The organism is Aeromonas sp. Y293-4, assembly GCF_027705905.1.
GTDB classification, from domain to species: domain Bacteria; phylum Pseudomonadota; class Gammaproteobacteria; order Enterobacterales; family Aeromonadaceae; genus Aeromonas; species Aeromonas veronii.
The window spans coordinates 392,496-408,231 of the sequence record NZ_JAPDCI010000002.1 but is presented as its reverse complement, the minus strand read 5'-3'; the positions used below and the strand labels follow the sequence as shown (position 1 = coordinate 408,231).

Below are 15,736 nucleotides of genomic sequence, written 5' to 3'. Positions count from 1 at the left end.
GGGGAAGTGATGGCGTATGTTGGTGCAATCAACAAACTGAACACCCTTGGTCTGCCGGTCAGAAAGCCCCGAGTGTAACGGTCACTTGGGGCTGGGGAAGTCATGACTTGTTGGTTGATTTGGGCAACAACGCCCATTTAAAGTATAAAGTGAATGGGGGGCTGTAGTAACAGGCTCCCCAATGCCATACCGGCTCTTGAAACTGCCTGGGGTCATGGGTAATCAGGTTGATTTTTAACACATTGCAACCACAAAGCATTAATGAATATGCCATACTGTGACAACTTGAACCACTGGCTCGGAGCATCAACATGCTACATGCGAAGGAAAAAATACATGATCTTGAAGTAGAGGTAGCAGAAGGTGTACAGCTGGTTTCAACAACAGATACGAATGGAGACATAACATACGCAAATTCAGAGTTTTGCCAAGTAGCCGGATTTTCCTTAGAGGAAATGATCGGGCAGCATCACAATATTGTTCGTCATCCTGATATGCCTAAAGCTGCCTTTGCTGATTTATGGGCACATTTAAAAGCAAAAAAACCATGGAGAGGGATCGTCAAAAATCGCTGCAAAAATGGAGGTTACTATTGGGTCGATGCATATGTAACTCCAATATATGAGAACGATAAAATATCTGGTTATCAATCAGTCCGATGTAGGGCCTCTATTGAGCATATAGAAAGAGCTAAAAAAATATACAATACGCTTAAATTACATGAGAGTGGGGCAAAATCCCTTTTTTACAAAAAATGGTTAGTGCCAAATTACGTAAGCGTTTTGTTATTGTTAAGCAGTTTCTTTAGTATTGTCATGCTAGTACCCTCGCTAGAAATAGTATGGATACTAATGCCATTAATTTTAGTGTTTATAATAAATTCAAATTTTATATTATCAACACCTAAATATCTAAAATCTTTAGGGCATGATTATGATAGTATTAGTCGATTGATATTTTCAGGAGATGCTTCTCATAGTATTGCGGACTTCCATATCAAGCTTGGGCAAGCAAAAAATAGAACTATTTTAGGACGGATTGATGATGAGACTGTATCTCTAAGAAATATTGCAGATAATCTGCGAGGTTCAGCATTCCTTGCAAGTCAAGATATTTCATCACAAGACCTACAGATTCAACAAATAGCTACAGCAGTGACTCAAATGGCATCGGCCGCAGAGGAGATTAGTAGAAATATTCAAGATAGTAATCAACAAATAGAAGATGCACGTAATCATTGCATAATGACCAATAAACAGCTCGATTCTGTGGGAGAAAATATTTCATTGTTAGCAATTAAAGCTGAGCATGCTTTTAAATCAGCTGTTGAGCTTTCTACTGAGTCAGAGCGAATCGGTACAATTATGTCTGAAATACAGGGTATTGCAGATCAAACTAATCTATTAGCCTTAAATGCAGCTATTGAAGCAGCCAGAGCTGGTGAGCAAGGGCGTGGTTTTGCTGTCGTAGCTGATGAGGTTCGTAATTTATCAACTCGAACACAGAAGGCAACAGAGCAAATACAGAGTAGTATTAATCATATTCAAAAGACATTATCGATGTGGAAAGGGTGGATGCATGAAAATGTAGAAAAAACTAATGACTGCCTTTCTATTACTCGCTCTGGTTCAGAGGGCTTAAATAAAGTAGTGCATGAAATAGATAAAGTGTCAGATTTTTCAAATCAAATATCATCTGCTGCAACCCAGCAACAAGCAGTTGTAGATGAGATAAGTAGGAATATAAATGAATTTTCTTGTTTATCTCATGAAAATAGTAAAAAAATTGAGAATATACGAGATACTAGCGGAGTTTTATTAGACAGAGCTAATAGACTGAAAAATTTAAGTAAAACTTTTGGCTGAATTGGAGGAACTTACACAAGGGATCTGCCCACCACGTTCTTCCCTGCGGGCCTTAATAAAGTAAGCATGGGGTATGTCAGTGCCGAAGACTGTTATACCCGCTGAAAAAGAAAGGTGCCAAGGCAACGTCCCTCCGAAGGCACGTAGACGCCAGCAATGCGCTCACGCTCGGCAGGCACGAGGTATGCCGCGTCTTTACATCACAAAGTACAAAAAGAGGCGGTTCGGCCCATCTTCCGCTCTATGGTGACCCATTCGGATAAAGGGGACTTACTCGGCAAATTTCTCTCCCTTCCTTGCCCACAGCACTTTATGTTTGGGGAGCAAAATGCCCATCTATCCTACCTGGGTCAATTATCTCAAGCTAGGGTTTGGCTGACCAATATCCCCAACAGTGGTCACTTCCCTATGTACTCCAATCCTGTCCTGATGTGGTGGGCGCTGGCTGAGTTTATCGAGGAGAGTGAACGCTACATCGGTCTTTAGATGGCGGTGCGTACTGAGTGGATAAACACCAACCAGTGCGCATTTAGATCTAGCTCTTCAGCAGTACGATAGCGAGCAATAGGAATAAAAGGGCGCTAATACGATTTATCCATCCTCCTCCGCTACCTTGCAGCCAGCTTCTCGCCTTATGGGCTGAGAGAATGTAGCCACTATGCACAAGCATCATCAGAAAGCAAAAGCTAAATAGCTGTTCCGAATAGTAGATCACTGGAGGAAAGGAACTCAGTCCAGTTTGTGCGATCTCATTAGTCGCCAAACAAAACAAGCCACACCCAAAGGACTGAGTTGATGCCTATCCTACCACCCCTGCCACGACCACAACGGCACCGCATTCACAAAATCATCCATGCCACCCGTGATAAAGGGCATGCTCGTCGCTTGATGGCCATCTTGCTGTTACATGAAGGACGCACGATCACTGATGTTCATCACCTTACCGGCGCGGCTCGCTCGATCATCGGCCGTTGGCTTCGGTGGTATCGGGATGAAGGTGTGGGGGCTCTAGAAGCCTTACTGGCTGGCCGTGCCCCGGTCCTACCTGTCGCCAAGATTGTCACCTTACTGGTGCTGCTCATGCAGTTTTCTCCGCAAGATTTTGGTTATCAACGCAGCCGCTGGTGTACCGAACTATTGGCTATCAAAATCAATCGGTTAACAGGCCTCAACATGGCAGCCTCCACGCTCCGCCGATGGTTACCGCGTATGGGCATTGTCTGGCGAAGGCCCGTGCCGACCTTGCGGATAAAAGATCCAGCCTATCAGGATAAAATGGCGGATATCGACGAGGCACTGGCCCGCTGTGATGCCGATAATCCGGTGTTTTATGAGGATGAAGTCGATATCGACCTCAATCCCAAATTTGGGGCCGACTGGATGTTCAGAGCGCAGCAAAAGCGGGTTGTCACACCGGGACAGAATGCCAAACATTACCTGGCAGGCGTTCTCCATGCAGGCAACGGAAGAGTGCTTTACGTCAGTGGGATAAAGAAAAACTCATCCCTGTTTATCGCCATGCTGGAAAAGCTGCTTCGCCACTACCGACGAGCCAAAACCATCACGCTGATCCTCGATAACTACATCATTCACAAAAGCAAACAGACCGAGTGATGGTTGAAGAAGAACCCCAAGCTCTGCTTGGTGTTCCAGCCAGTTTACAGCCCTTGGGTTAATCACATAGAACGGCTGTGGCACAAGTTACATGAAACAGTAACGCGCAATCATCAATGCAGAGGAATGGCCAATCTGCTGGCCCGAGTGAAACACTTCATGGATACCGTGTCTCCTTTCCCGGGGAATGGCTATGGCACAGCGAAGGTGGAGCACTATTAGGATCAGTTATTTAGTCAGTGCCGAAAATTGACAGTGAAGACGTGAGATTTTGAGGAGATAAAGAACCCCACATTTTGTGTGGTTCGTAAAGGATTGCCTTAAATGGCTCCGATCTGGGTGAGCCTTGAAATGTTCTGGATTAAGGTTTTCAGCAGTAGCTCCAGTCTGCTGCCATCGATAATCTCGCTGATTTTGTGTCGCGGGCAAGCAGTGCAATGCCAAAAATGAGCCGAATTGACACCACATTCGGCTCATTCCACAACTCACAGGGCTGGTCTACTGGGTGTCGGAGAGGCTCGGGGCGAGAATGGACTCTTGGACAGTGCCACTTACTAGGTTATGATTTGTCTTGGCTGACCGGCCAGACTTTCGCACGAGTCAAAATGGTTACTACTCTCAAGCGACATGATCTCAACCTCAAATCCTCACCTTGGATGGATTAAACGTGCGATGTATACCCCAGGGTAGGACTAGGAGATTGGATCATGACCATCAAAGCGTTCGTCCACACAACCCAACTTGAGCTCAAAGATGTACTAGGCATCTCCCTCAAACGTAGTCATATCTACGAGATGATTGCTGCGGCCTATGGCTACAGTACTTACGCGTCATTGCAAGCTGATGCGATTCTGCTCAGTAATACGAAATGGCAGGTTGCGTTGGATGTAAGTGCAATTGAGGCTAGAGCTAATATTCTGGGTATTAGTATTCCTGAGCGTATTGCTCAGAAGTTGGCCACATCGTTAGTACAGGCGGGTATTATAAGCCTACGCGTAAAAGAGATTTTGAGGAATCGCCTAAACGACGATTACATTACTCATCTTTATATTAAGAGTAATCAACTTCCTCCTAATTCGACTACTGCTAGCCGCTTTAGCTCCTCAGACCATTATGCTGGGGAATTAATGAATATGTTTAAACAGAATGAATTTAACTCGCCATTAGTACACCAGGGGTTGGTCCAGCTAAGTGCATTTGCAGACCGAAATGCTTCATCTTTCCCACAATACGAGCTTCATCAAGAGTTTTATAAACTGGCTGGTGAGTTTAATGATACAGATGTAGGCGGATTAGTTGATAATGATAGAGAACGATACTCGCTTTGGCTCCAGCACTTGAAAAAATCAGCTATGAGATTTGACATAGAGGCTATAGAGTTATTGTCAACCTATCGGCTTGATGTTTCTTTATATATGAATGAATTAAAAGACTACACGTATCATGAAAATGTAGCAGTCAAATGCGAAGATGCTGGGTATATGCAACATGCATATTACTGGTGGATTAGAGCTGCATTACAAGGGTCTATTAACGCAATGCACAAGTTGATTAGCAACTATGAAAAAGAAGACTTATATCGTTGTTGGATATGGGTACTTTTTGCAGAGTGTATTGGGTATGATCTCCTAAATGAGGTCGATACATCCACAACTTATGATATGTATGTGGGTAGTGACAAGAATACATTCACTATTCAAGGGCAGTCTTTTCCTGCACTGACATTACCAGCTCTAGAGATGGTCTTGCATCACAAGGCTCAGCGAGTTGTAGATAAGCTATGTCAAGAACATTTTGATGATGGAATCGTATTTGAAGATCACGGCTCATATGACTAAGGCGGAATTAACTAAAAAAGATATTTTTTATCTTTTGTGTTGAGTTTTTATTTGTGATCGACAGCTGTCGACAGTGTGAGAGGCGTGTTAAAACGTGAAAATAATCATTGCCTCTCACTCACTACATTTAGATCTTGCTGAGTTAGGTGTGCTAATTACTTTAACAAAAGATAATTCACTCAAAAAATGAGTGTTGACACACTATATTTTAGTAATTTCTTATTGTAAGTGCAATTTTCTTACTTTAAGGAACGCTAGCTCGAAGGAATTAAAAATCTGGATTATCTTCGCTGCGAAGCAGCGGAATGTTGAAATTCTTAAATTTTTTAATTGTTCTCAATAATAGTAAATGGACAGTTTTTCGATTTTTTCAAGTGGGGTAAATGAAAAAAGTTCGAAAAAAGATGAGGTTGGTTGTTTTTGAAGCGTTCTTAAGGGGGGGGTTAGCCTATCAGCTACCTCGCTCTAGGTGCACACCCCATGTTGGATTCGTCCTACAAGTACTATTACTGCCTGAGCCCCTAAAGCTGTCGACAGCACCTCTGCTGGCCGTTTACCACCTAAGCCCCAGGCTGGGCGGTGTAACCATGACATTGCTCTGACGGTATTGTTTCTGTGGAGGAAGAGAACAGCGTCGAGTGCCTGTACAACGCCGTATACCCTTTCACCCTGTGATACTGATAGGGTGGTCTTATTCCTGACCTTACGTGACAATGTGCCTCGGCTAATGCCCACAAGGCGGCATATCACACCAACATCAGTCATCACTAGTCCGGAAATTTGATGAATGATGCTTGGCGCTACGCCAGCTATGATCCAGAGATGTGCACTCAGTGGATCTTGAGGGATGTTGAGAGTCGTCATAAGGGTGGGTGCTGAACTAGCCTGCGTACTGGGTTGATAAACTGAAAGTGACATATTTTACTGTTCCCGTATTGACAATGATTTGTTCTCATCATCGTACTCCATGTTCAGATTTTCTGACAGTTACCTCACTGGTTATAATTGTTGATGTTGCTGATATGGAGGGCACCCGCCCCCTCCATTAGCGAATGAACGAACTGAATCATGTTCATGGCCTATACCTAGAAATATGGCCTCATTCAGCAAATCCATTTCAAAAAAGCAATAGCGTTATATTCAAGCTACAGCATTTCTTTAAGCCAAAAAATTTGCTCTGCATTTAGTTGGTTTTGGTCACCCAAATCTTTCATTTCTTGTACGAACGTAGAGAGTTCATATTTTATATTCTTCTTTATACATCTCCTAACATAGCTTTCATATAGGCTATTAACAGATGGAGGGAAATTCGTTTCCTGTTGCACCTTTATAGCTGCATTAGAATTGGTTGCACTCCTTAATTTTTCTCTTGTAGCTTGGCTGATATTGTTGTCAATATAGTAATTCATCAGCGTTTCGAGGCTGTGTCCAGTGATCTTAGATAAATCTTGAATAGGTACTCCACTTTCTAGTGCTTTTTTGGCAAAAGTATGTCTGGCATCATATAATCGGCCTATCTTAGGAAAATTAAACTCTTTTTTAACTGCCTGCCAAGTTTTCTGATAAAGGCTCGAAGTTACATGGGGGGCCTTTGCTTCGCGGCAACAAGGAAACATCAACTCACCCTCTCGATCACTCAAGCTTTTTAGAGTTTTGTATTTCGCTACGTAATTCCAGTATGAGTCTGACTCAATAGCAACAATGCGTGCAGCCTTGTTTTTACTAATGTGCTCAGGAATACGTATGGATCTATCATTAATATTAAAATTGTTGCTTGTGTTTCTATATATTTCAGAGTTTCTTGCCCCGCATAGGAACATGGTTGCAACTATGATCTTGGAATCCCCACCACCTGGAGTGTCTTCATCAAAAATAAATTCCACGACTTCATTTGTGGGGTCAGTATATGTTGTGACAGGCCTCTTAGGGTTTCTTGGGAACAGAAAAATATGCCTATCAATTTTATTCTTTGGTAAATAGGCGCACGTAACGCACATATTAAACAAGCTGTTTAATAAGGAATAGTATTTCCTCATTGTTTCTGATGTTATTGGCGTTTCTTTGTTCTGCCAATACTTTTTGAATATTACTGGGTGATCTTCATTAAATTCAGATAGCTTGAGGTCTAACCATGGTTCAAAGGCAGATGAGATTTCCCTTATTGTTTTGTCGGTAACAGGGATTAATGAATTCCTCTTGTTTGATTTGTTTTCACGGTCGTTTTTATAATGCTCTAAAAGATAAGTTCTCAATGTAAAAGACTGATATTTCCACTTTTCTGGATTAATCTTTTCAGCATCACTAACTAATCTCTTAAACTCTTCCTTAGCCTGTGTAACGCTAAAAAAACCTTTTGGATAATGTCCACTTTTAGTGCGAGTCATCCAATTGCCAATTTTCTGCCTCCGATTTTTATCGTAAACAATATAGAATGTCTTAACACTGTTTCCGATTCTTAGTTTTAATCTTGGTTTGTTCTTTTCATTATATTTCTCATCGTCAGAACTATAGTGCGTTAATTCAACGCATTTATTTTTATCATTAATAAATGGAAGACTATCTATGTACTGGTCTTTAAAGGTGAATGAGAATTTCCCTTTAATTATGGCCGCAGGGTGACCCTGGAGCAGCGTCTTAAGATCGAACTCTTCTTTGCGTATGGATGTAGCCGGATTTTTGGGAGCCATTAGGTACCACCGAAAAATGTTCTATTGAGACATTATAGCGGCAAAATAGCGCAAAAGTAGAGTTGAATGGCGTGAATAGCTCTTAAATAGCGCAAAATAGGCATCGATTGCACCGCTCACAAAACAAGCGGCCTGGTTGTTTATGAATGCTTTTTGAACTATAAAGCTATGTTTTTAAAGGAAATATTTATAATTCCTAATATTTAAAAAATCTTATAACAGCCTATTTAGATAGATTTTTAAGCAATAAACATCCCTTAGGAGGGGACCGCTCTATCCTGCTGAGCTACGGGAGCTGTGTGGCGGGCATTATACAAGAAGCAACTCCCTTTTAAACCCTTGATTCTTATTCCAATACTGCCAAATCCCCATTCTGGATGTTAAACGGCGAATATTTGTTCTGGCTGCTGATGATGGCGCCATCGTCGAATACCTGCACTACCTCGAACAGGCCGTCGGCCGGGTTGCGCATCATGCGCGACTTGCCGTAGGGGTCGATGAAGTCGGCGTTGTGCTGGATGCGGAACTGGTCGCCGAGCTTGACGCCGTTGCGCCGCCCCAGATTGATGTAGGGGCCGCGTTCGTTCTGGCCGACCACCCGGGCGGTGACCGGTGCACAGGTGAGCTGGGCCACCAGATCCTGAGCGGCCTGCTGCAGCTGGTAGTTGACCTCCTGGCCATAGCTCGATTGCCAGAACTGGCCGCTGCTGCTGCCCACCTGTTCCCGCTTGCCAAAGGTCCAGGTGGCGCGCCCTTCGTAGACCTTGCGGTTGACCAGACTGCCGTTGATGCCATCGAACAGGTAGAGCTGCATGCGAAAGTTGCGCACGGGATCCTCATACCAGCTGGTCAGCTGGTTGCCTTGCGGTTCGATGGAGAGATCGTCGATGCTGCCGAGCACCAGATACTGGCTGTCGGTACGCAGGCTGAGCGCCTTGATCTCCTCGAGGGCACTGCGATCCCCCTGTTGCAGATGGAGCGGATCGATGCGCAGGTTTTCATCCAGCCACTGGCGCACCGCGACCCCTTGCGACGCATTGGCGAGAGTTTCGAATAGCCGCCGCGAGAGGTTTTCCGGCATGTCGTCCATGGCGCCATAGCTTGCCTGATCCGGATAGCGCATCCGCAGCCGCACCAGTGTCAAATCCTTGGCGAAGTGCTGGGTCTGGCAGATCTGGCGTTCGGCCTGAATGTCGGCCACCAGGGTGATGTACATGCGGCCGTTGCGCACCTCTTCCCGTTTGAGGCGGTACTGGCGAATGTCGCCGCCGGAGCGGATCTGGATCTGCTCGGATCGCAGGCTGCCATTTTCCAGACGCTGGACGCTGGAAACGGCCGCGCCGCTGGCCAACAGCGCCTGACGCAGGGCGTCGCGGGTCGCCTGCTCTCGGGCATAGACCTCATCGCCCCCCAGAATGGCAGCACTGCCCTGCGCTTCGATAAGCTCGGCGCGGGCGCTCAGGCTGGCCAGCAGCAGGGTCAACAGCAGCGGTAATTTCATAGCAGATACCTTGAGTTGGCGGGCAGCCGAGCCATTTTGAGGAAATGGCACCTGCTGGCCGACATGGATCACAACACTTTCCAAGTGGCAGCGCACGCTGGCGCTGACAATGACCATTAAAAAGCAAGAATCATGCCTCATTCCCGGCTCAAGCTTTGTCCGGTGCGTCCGATAATAAGTCAGGTGCAGATACAGGAAAGGTATCCATGAACAAACTCATCACGGCGTTGGCGCTCGCCCTGGCATTGACCGGGTGCGGCTCCGACCCTATCAATCGGGATCAGGGTGACCCCCGCCAGGCGGCGCAGGGTATGGAGCTCAACTGGCTGGTGGCGCGCATGACCGATCAGCTGATGGAGCGCAAATCGCTGACCACTCTGACCGAACCTATCGCGGTGGCCTCTTTCGTCGATCTCGATACCCTGCAGGATACCAACTGGATGGGGCAGCAGATTGAGGAGAGCTTTATCTACGAGCTCAACCGCCGCGGCGAGGTGGTGGTGGACTTCAAGCTGACCGGCAGCATCAAGGTGACGCCGCAGGGGGACTTCGTGCTGAGCCGCAACTATAAGGAGCTCTCTTCCCGTTTGCCGATCTCCCGCATTCTGGTCGGCACCTTCAGCCGCAACAGTAAGGGAATTCTGGTCAATGCCCGCGTTATCGACATGCGCACCAAGATGGTGGAGACCACGGCCCAGAGCCTGATCCCGCAAAAATATCTGTTCGGTGCCAACAATTCGTTTGGTCGGGCATCGATCAATCGCGGTTATCTGATGCGTGACAGTCAGGCCCGGCCGGGCGGTCATCTGGTCAACCTGACCCCGTGAGGAGCGAGTCATGAAGATCCTGTTTGGTTGCCTGTTGGCACTCTTGCTCACCGGTTGCAGCTACAACCGGGTGGTGGATTATACCCAGGGTGGCAAGCCCGATGATTTTCCGGTGCTCAAGGCTGTGGGCTATGCGGTGATCGACATCCAGCCCGGCCCCTCCCAGTCGGAGAAGATGCTGCAAGCCATTCGCGCTTCCAAGATGGATGCTTATCGCGAGCTGGCCGAACAGCTCAATGGTCAGCAGGTGCGCGGCCAGAGCAGCTATCGTGACCTGACCCAGACCTCCAACTCGCTGGATGTGTCGGTCGCCGGTGTGGTGCGTGGTGCCCGGGTGGTTGCCTCCTATCCGCGCGGCAATACCTATGCCACCGAGATGGAGCTCGATACCCGTGCCCTCTACAACATCAATCAGTTGATGGCCGGTCAGTTCTGAGTTGATGGGCTTGCCGTGAAAACCGGCATCAAAACAAAAGGCGAGCAGGGTGCTCGCCTTTTGTCGTTGTGGGCTGGTTAGCTCCCCATCAGCACCGGCGGCACAGCGGTGGGTTTCACATCCTCGCTCGGGTAGCAGCCAAGCACCTTGATATAGCGGGTGATCTTGGTCAGCTCCACCAGTGCGGCCTGCATCGCCGGGGTCTGCAGGTTGGCGGAGACATCGAGATAGAACATCTCTTCCCACGGGTTGCCCTGCACCGGACGGGACTCCAGTTTGGTCATGTTGATCTCGTGGCTGCGCAGTACCAGCAGCGCCTCGACCAGCGAACCCGGCTTCTGGGAGGTGGACATGATGAGGGTGGTCTTGGCCGGGATCTGCGGTGCCACGTCGATGGGCTTTCGCGCCACCACGATGAAGCGGCTGTAGTTCTCTTTCTGGTTGGCGAGCTGCTCGGCCAGCACGTCCAGACCATACAGTTCACCACCGGCGGCGCTGCCGATGGCGGCGGCCTCCGGGCTGGCCAGTTCTTTCACCTTCATCATGGCACTGGAGGAGGAGTCGCAGATCTCGTGGCGCGCCCCTTCCAATTTGCTCAGATAGTGGGAGCACTGCTGGAACACCTGCGGGTGGGCATAGAAGGTCTTGATGCGGCTCAGCTCGGTCGGCACGGCGGTGAGAATGCAGTGCTCGATGGGGTAGGTGAGCTCGCCGACGATGGAGAGGCTGGTGTGCTGCATCACGTCATAGACTTCGTTGATGGAGCCCGAGCTGGTGTTCTCGATGGGCAGCACGCCAAAGGCGGCGCGACCCGACTCCACCGCATCCAGCACTTCGCGGAAGTTCTGGCAGTTCACCTCGATCACCTGATCCTTGTAGCGCGCCAGATATTTGCGGGCGGCCAGGCTGGAGTAGGAACCACGCGGCCCCAGATAGGCGACGCTGGTCATCGGCTCCTGCTGCTCCGGGTTGAGCAGGCTCTGCAGATAGGCCTGCTGGGAGAGCACAGAGTCTTCGATGATGGTGTGATAGATGCGAGTGATGTACTGGGCATCCAACCCAAGCACGCGCCCTTTCTGGATCAGGGCGACCAGCAGCTCCTGCTCCCGCTGGTGGTCACGGATGGGGCGCGGGTTGGCTTGCTTGGCACGGGCGACCTCGATGCTGAGGGTCTTGCGTTTCGCCAGCAGGGCAAGCAGCTCCTGATCCAACCGGGTGATGTCTTGTCTGATCTCGTCGAGCGTTGCCATGATTGTTCCCTATCCAAGTAATCGATTGATATTAATGCAAAAAAAAGCCTCCGCTAGGGGAGGCTCGATTCGTCTTTGCTTTCTGTTCACACGACGACAGGCCTTCCCTCAAGCGGGCCGGATAAACGAGAAAGCAAAGAAGAATAGTGCGTGCATAGGTGTGTCCTTGAAGTAACGTCATAACCATTAAGGGATTTGCCGGTCTGATGCAAGTAAAACTTGCCCGCGGGCGGGGATGGGGGCAGGGTATTCGGTTGAGAAAATGGCGTATGAATGATGTTCTATTGACTCTGTTTTGATGACTGAAACCCAGTGGGGGAGGTAAAGACGATGGCGATTATTTTCGATCTGGGACGGGTGGTGGTGAGCTGGGATCCGGTAGGCATAGTGCGTTCGGTGCGTGGGCCGCAAGGGGCTGAACAATTGGCCGAGCAGCTCTTTAACCACCCGGACTGGCTGGAGGTAGACAGAGGCACCATGTCGCTCCACACCATGGCCAGGGAAGCGCAAGCGCGCACCGGCCTTTCGGCGACACAGAATCTGGCCATTTTACAGGCAGTTCCCGCCTCCCTGCAGCCAGATCCCGCTATGCTAACCCTGATAGCCGAGCTTCACGGGGCGGGGCACACCCTGTATGCCCTCTCCAACATGGGTCATGCCAGCATCGACTGGCTGGAGCAGCATCAGGATTTTTGGCACTTCTTTAGCGGCAAGGTGGTGTCGGCGCGGGTACGGATGATGAAGCCGGAGCCGGATATCTACCGCTATCTGCTGGTGTCGTTCGATCTGAAACCGGCAGAGTGTCTCTTCATCGATGACTGTTCCGCCAACATCGCGGCCGCCGAGGCCCTCGGTATCAGGGGGATCGTCTTTACCGACGCGGCGAGTTGTCGTCAGCAACTGGGTGAGCTGGGCTGTTTGCCCGCCACCGGCAGGGGGTGATGCCCCTTTAGGAGCACTATGGAGCATGGCCGGTTTCGCAATTGGCTCAGTCACTATCCCGAGGCGACCCTGATCATCGCCTGCAAGGATGGTAGCGGTTATCAGCTCTGTGTTGAGGCAGAAGGGGAGTGCCTCTGCCTGACCGACAGCGAGGGAGGGCGCCTGACTTTCACCTCGCTGGATCAGGCGCAGGGTTTCTTGCGAGCCCATCGGGTTCACCAAGCAAGATTACGGATTTATGACGCCCAAAATGAAGATTTAGCAGCAGAATCACAGGAAATAATCATCAAGTTTTAATTTTAACCAGACTCTTTAAGGGTCTATTCAGTTTGTTTGCCGCACAATACTGCACCTGTTCATCATCCGGAGCTGTTTAATGGGTGCCAATGTAGTTGTACTGAATCAGGGATATGATCACTCTTTTCAAGCCAGGGAACAGCTGCTGATTGAGCGACTGGCAAGTTTTGACGAGCTGGTTGTCTCTTTTTCGGGACGGTTGGAATCCTGCTACAGCATCGAGCTGTGCCGCGCTGCCGGTGTGAAAATCCACGCAATTACCCTCGATAATCCGACCCGCAGTCGCAGCGAAGTGGCCCGTGCCCGCCGTTATTGCCAGCGTTATGGCATCGATCACTGGGTCATCAAGAGTGACGAGATCGTCTTTTGCGATCGCCTGCCAAATATTGAAGGGCTGATCGACCCGGTTCGCCGCATTGGTGAGTATGTGCAGACTCGTCCGGAGTGGGCTCATCTGCCGTTGCTGGTTCCGGCAGCGGTGGAGGAGCGTGATGATTATCTTGCCCAGTTCGGGTCTCTGCCTGCCAACTCAATCTGGTTTTTTGCCGACAACGGATTGATGCGCCGCGATTATCGTTACGGCTTCAACAAGCGTCAGCTCGGTCGTTGGGGCAAGGGGAGCAACGGTTGCCTCAGCAATCGCTTCACCAATCCACGGCAGCTTGAGCAGCGTTATCTGCGAATGGTGGATCAGGCAGAGCAGATGCTGGCCGACATGGGGCTGGACGAGGCACAGGTCTTTTTCCATACCCTGTGTGACTGCTCCACCACCCTGGCCCGGGTGCGTCTGCCCGAGCATCAGCGTGCGCAGGCATTTGATATGCAATCGGATATTTTGTCTGCCCTCAAGGGGAGCAAGTTCGATCTGGTGACCCTGGATATGGCACAGAAAGAGCGGCACGATCTCGCCATCTAGCCTGCGGGCAAGCGATGCCGGTGCCAGAACGTGAGTGCTGTCATAGGCAAGGGGCGACGGGACTGTTTATACTGTCGCCCTTTCACCCGTTACCGAGCTTCGCCCTATGAAACCCTTCTCCCGTCTGCTGATTGCCCTGTGCCTCTCCCCCGTACTGGCGCAGGCTGCCCCTCTTTCTCAGGTGACGCTGCCCGATGGCCGGCAGGTTCAGCTCAACGACGACTTCACCTGGGAGTATCTGGTGGTCAAACCGGCCGAGCCTGTGCAGGGCGTGGCTGCTGATGGGAAGGCTGGGGCCGTGGTGGCCGTCGCGGCCCCGGTGTTGACCGATCAGGCCAAGGCCAATCCGGACCTGCTTGCCCAGATGGCGCGTGACGGTGTGGTGGTCAAACTGGACAAGATCGAGGGATCTGACCCGCTGGTGCTGACCTTTATGGTGAGCAATACCGGCACCCGCAATGTAGTCGGGGTGCATGGCATGGTGACCCTGTTCAGTGCTGACGGGGTGCAGCTGAGCCGTCAGGAGGCCCGCTTCTGGGTTGCCGAGAACCGCCTGCCGGAAACCTATCTGCGCAAGGGGCAAGCCCGTCCGTCGCTGGGCCTCGAGATCCCCCGTCCTGCCGGATTGACCGGTCAGCCGCTGGTGCGGGTTGAAATTGACGAGGTGGTCTTCCGCTGATTTGGCGTTGTTCCGGCCCATGCAAACCGTGTGGGCCGGCAACTTGTTGCCGCTGACACCCCCTGCAATATCTGCTTACATCTGACATGGTTCTGCAACAGCTTGCAGCTCGGCAAGCCGGGAACCTGATCGCACAATGACTCCATACCAGCTCGCTAGCAACGGGCCCAATCACATGGAGTTATCATCATGAAAAAAGCAACTGTCTCTCTTCTGGTTCTGGCCGGGTTTGCCTCTACTTCCGTCATGGCGCAGGATGCCTTCAGCTACGCCAAGGGTTCCGCCACCTGGGCGCACACCAAATCCGACTATCTCAGCGGTACCTTCAGCAATGACAGTAAAGGAACCCGTGATTTTGGCGGTCTGAGCCTGGATCTCTCCAAGAGCTTCGGCTCCAATTTCTATGGTCGCGGCAGCACTGAATACACCTCTCGCAGCAACGGCAACGACAGCATGTCGATCTCCAGCATCGGTGTCGGTGTATTTACCCCGCTGAGCACGGGTCTGAACCTCTACGGTGAAACCGGTGTGACCGGCTACATGCTGGAGCGTGAACTTGCCAGCGATATCGCTAACAAAGGGTGGGATGCTGTTGCTCGCAAAGATAGCGGCAGCATGTACGGTGAAGTGGGTCTGCGCTACGACATCGGCAATGTCGAGCTCTCTACCGCTTATCGCTACGCCAACATGACCGACGATATGCACGACTTCAAGGTGGGCGGTGCCTACAAGCTCAACCAGAACTGGGCGCTGACTGCCGATTACACCTATCGCAACTGGGATCTGCAAAAAGGTTCCATCTCCAGCCTGGGTGTGAAGTACAGCTTCTAATCCCCCTTCCCGTAGTCCGTAGTGTCTTGTTTTTTACCCATGGCGTTCGCCAT

At 49.9% G+C, this 15,736-nt stretch carries 13 protein-coding genes, 1 pseudogene and 1 other annotated feature; of the genes and pseudogenes, 10 read left to right on the top strand and 4 right to left on the bottom strand.

Annotation, left to right across the window (positions count from 1 at the left end; genetic code table 11):
- Nucleotides 1–311: 311 nt before the first annotated feature.
- From OKC31_RS03990 to OKC31_RS03980, 3 genes and pseudogenes are all read left to right on the top strand, one after another.
- Nucleotides 312–1,865, top strand: coding sequence for a methyl-accepting chemotaxis protein (locus tag OKC31_RS03990; protein WP_270656318.1), 1,554 nt, complete (start codon nt 312–314; stop codon nt 1,863–1,865).
- Nucleotides 1,866–2,660: 795 nt separating this feature from the next.
- A pseudogene (locus OKC31_RS03985) lies at nt 2,661–3,701 on the top strand (IS630 family transposase).
- 485 nt (nt 3,702–4,186) lie between these two features.
- On the top strand, nt 4,187–5,317 hold the full coding sequence (locus OKC31_RS03980; protein ID WP_270656317.1) for a hypothetical protein: 1,131 nt from the start codon (nt 4,187–4,189) through the stop codon (nt 5,315–5,317).
- 465 nt (nt 5,318–5,782) lie between these two features.
- On the opposite strand, the gene OKC31_RS03975 is transcribed toward OKC31_RS03980, so the two are convergent.
- From OKC31_RS03975 to OKC31_RS03965, 3 genes are all read right to left on the bottom strand, one after another.
- The gene (locus tag OKC31_RS03975) at nt 5,783–6,181 is read right to left on the bottom strand and encodes an antitoxin Xre/MbcA/ParS toxin-binding domain-containing protein (RefSeq protein ID WP_223936746.1); all 399 of its coding nucleotides are present in this window, start codon (nt 6,179–6,181) and stop codon (nt 5,783–5,785) included.
- Between the two features lie 281 nt (nt 6,182–6,462).
- On the bottom strand, nt 6,463–8,004 hold the full coding sequence (locus OKC31_RS03970; RefSeq protein WP_270656316.1) for a tyrosine-type recombinase/integrase: 1,542 nt from the start codon (nt 8,002–8,004) through the stop codon (nt 6,463–6,465).
- A 346-nt stretch (nt 8,005–8,350) separates the two neighbouring features.
- On the bottom strand, nt 8,351–9,505 hold the full coding sequence (locus tag OKC31_RS03965) for a flagellar assembly protein FlgT (protein ID WP_270656314.1): 1,155 nt from the start codon (nt 9,503–9,505) through the stop codon (nt 8,351–8,353).
- Nucleotides 9,506–9,711: 206 nt separating this feature from the next.
- Here OKC31_RS03965 and OKC31_RS03960 point away from each other — a divergent pair, with 206 nt between their 5' ends.
- The gene (locus tag OKC31_RS03960; RefSeq protein WP_005338718.1) at nt 9,712–10,332 is read left to right on the top strand and encodes a FlgO family outer membrane protein; all 621 of its coding nucleotides are present in this window, start codon (nt 9,712–9,714) and stop codon (nt 10,330–10,332) included.
- Nucleotides 10,333–10,342: 10 nt separating this feature from the next.
- Entirely contained in the window at nt 10,343–10,768 is a 426-nt protein-coding gene (locus tag OKC31_RS03955; protein WP_005349622.1) for an LPP20 family lipoprotein, read from the top strand.
- Nucleotides 10,769–10,845: 77 nt separating this feature from the next.
- On the opposite strand, the gene pheA is transcribed toward OKC31_RS03955, so the two are convergent.
- On the bottom strand, nt 10,846–12,018 hold the full coding sequence (gene pheA / locus OKC31_RS03950) for a prephenate dehydratase (protein ID WP_005343631.1): 1,173 nt from the start codon (nt 12,016–12,018) through the stop codon (nt 10,846–10,848).
- 38 nt (nt 12,019–12,056) lie between these two features.
- Nucleotides 12,057–12,178, bottom strand: a sequence feature (Phe leader region).
- A gap of 170 nt (nt 12,179–12,348) precedes the next feature.
- Between pheA and OKC31_RS03945 the strand changes: the two genes are divergently transcribed.
- The 5 genes from OKC31_RS03945 to OKC31_RS03925 all read left to right on the top strand — a co-directional run bounded on the left by OKC31_RS03945 (nt 12,349) and on the right by OKC31_RS03925 (nt 15,683).
- Nucleotides 12,349–12,960: an HAD family hydrolase gene (locus OKC31_RS03945; protein ID WP_257696842.1), complete on the top strand. Its 612-nt coding sequence runs from the start codon at nt 12,349–12,351 to the stop codon at nt 12,958–12,960.
- Nucleotides 12,961–12,978: 18 nt separating this feature from the next.
- The gene (locus tag OKC31_RS03940) at nt 12,979–13,257 is read left to right on the top strand and encodes a DUF6482 family protein (protein ID WP_005338699.1); all 279 of its coding nucleotides are present in this window, start codon (nt 12,979–12,981) and stop codon (nt 13,255–13,257) included.
- Nucleotides 13,258–13,336: 79 nt separating this feature from the next.
- A complete protein-coding gene (locus tag OKC31_RS03935; RefSeq protein ID WP_019445107.1) occupies nt 13,337–14,173 on the top strand; it encodes a hypothetical protein in 837 nt (278 codons plus the stop codon).
- 106 nt (nt 14,174–14,279) lie between these two features.
- Entirely contained in the window at nt 14,280–14,852 is a 573-nt protein-coding gene (locus OKC31_RS03930) for a DUF3157 family protein (RefSeq protein WP_139463027.1), read from the top strand.
- Nucleotides 14,853–15,041: 189 nt separating this feature from the next.
- Nucleotides 15,042–15,683 carry an autotransporter gene (locus OKC31_RS03925; protein ID WP_042080712.1) on the top strand — a complete coding sequence of 214 codons (642 nt, stop codon included), beginning with the start codon at nt 15,042–15,044 and terminating at the stop codon, nt 15,681–15,683.
- Nucleotides 15,684–15,736 lie beyond the last annotated feature (53 nt).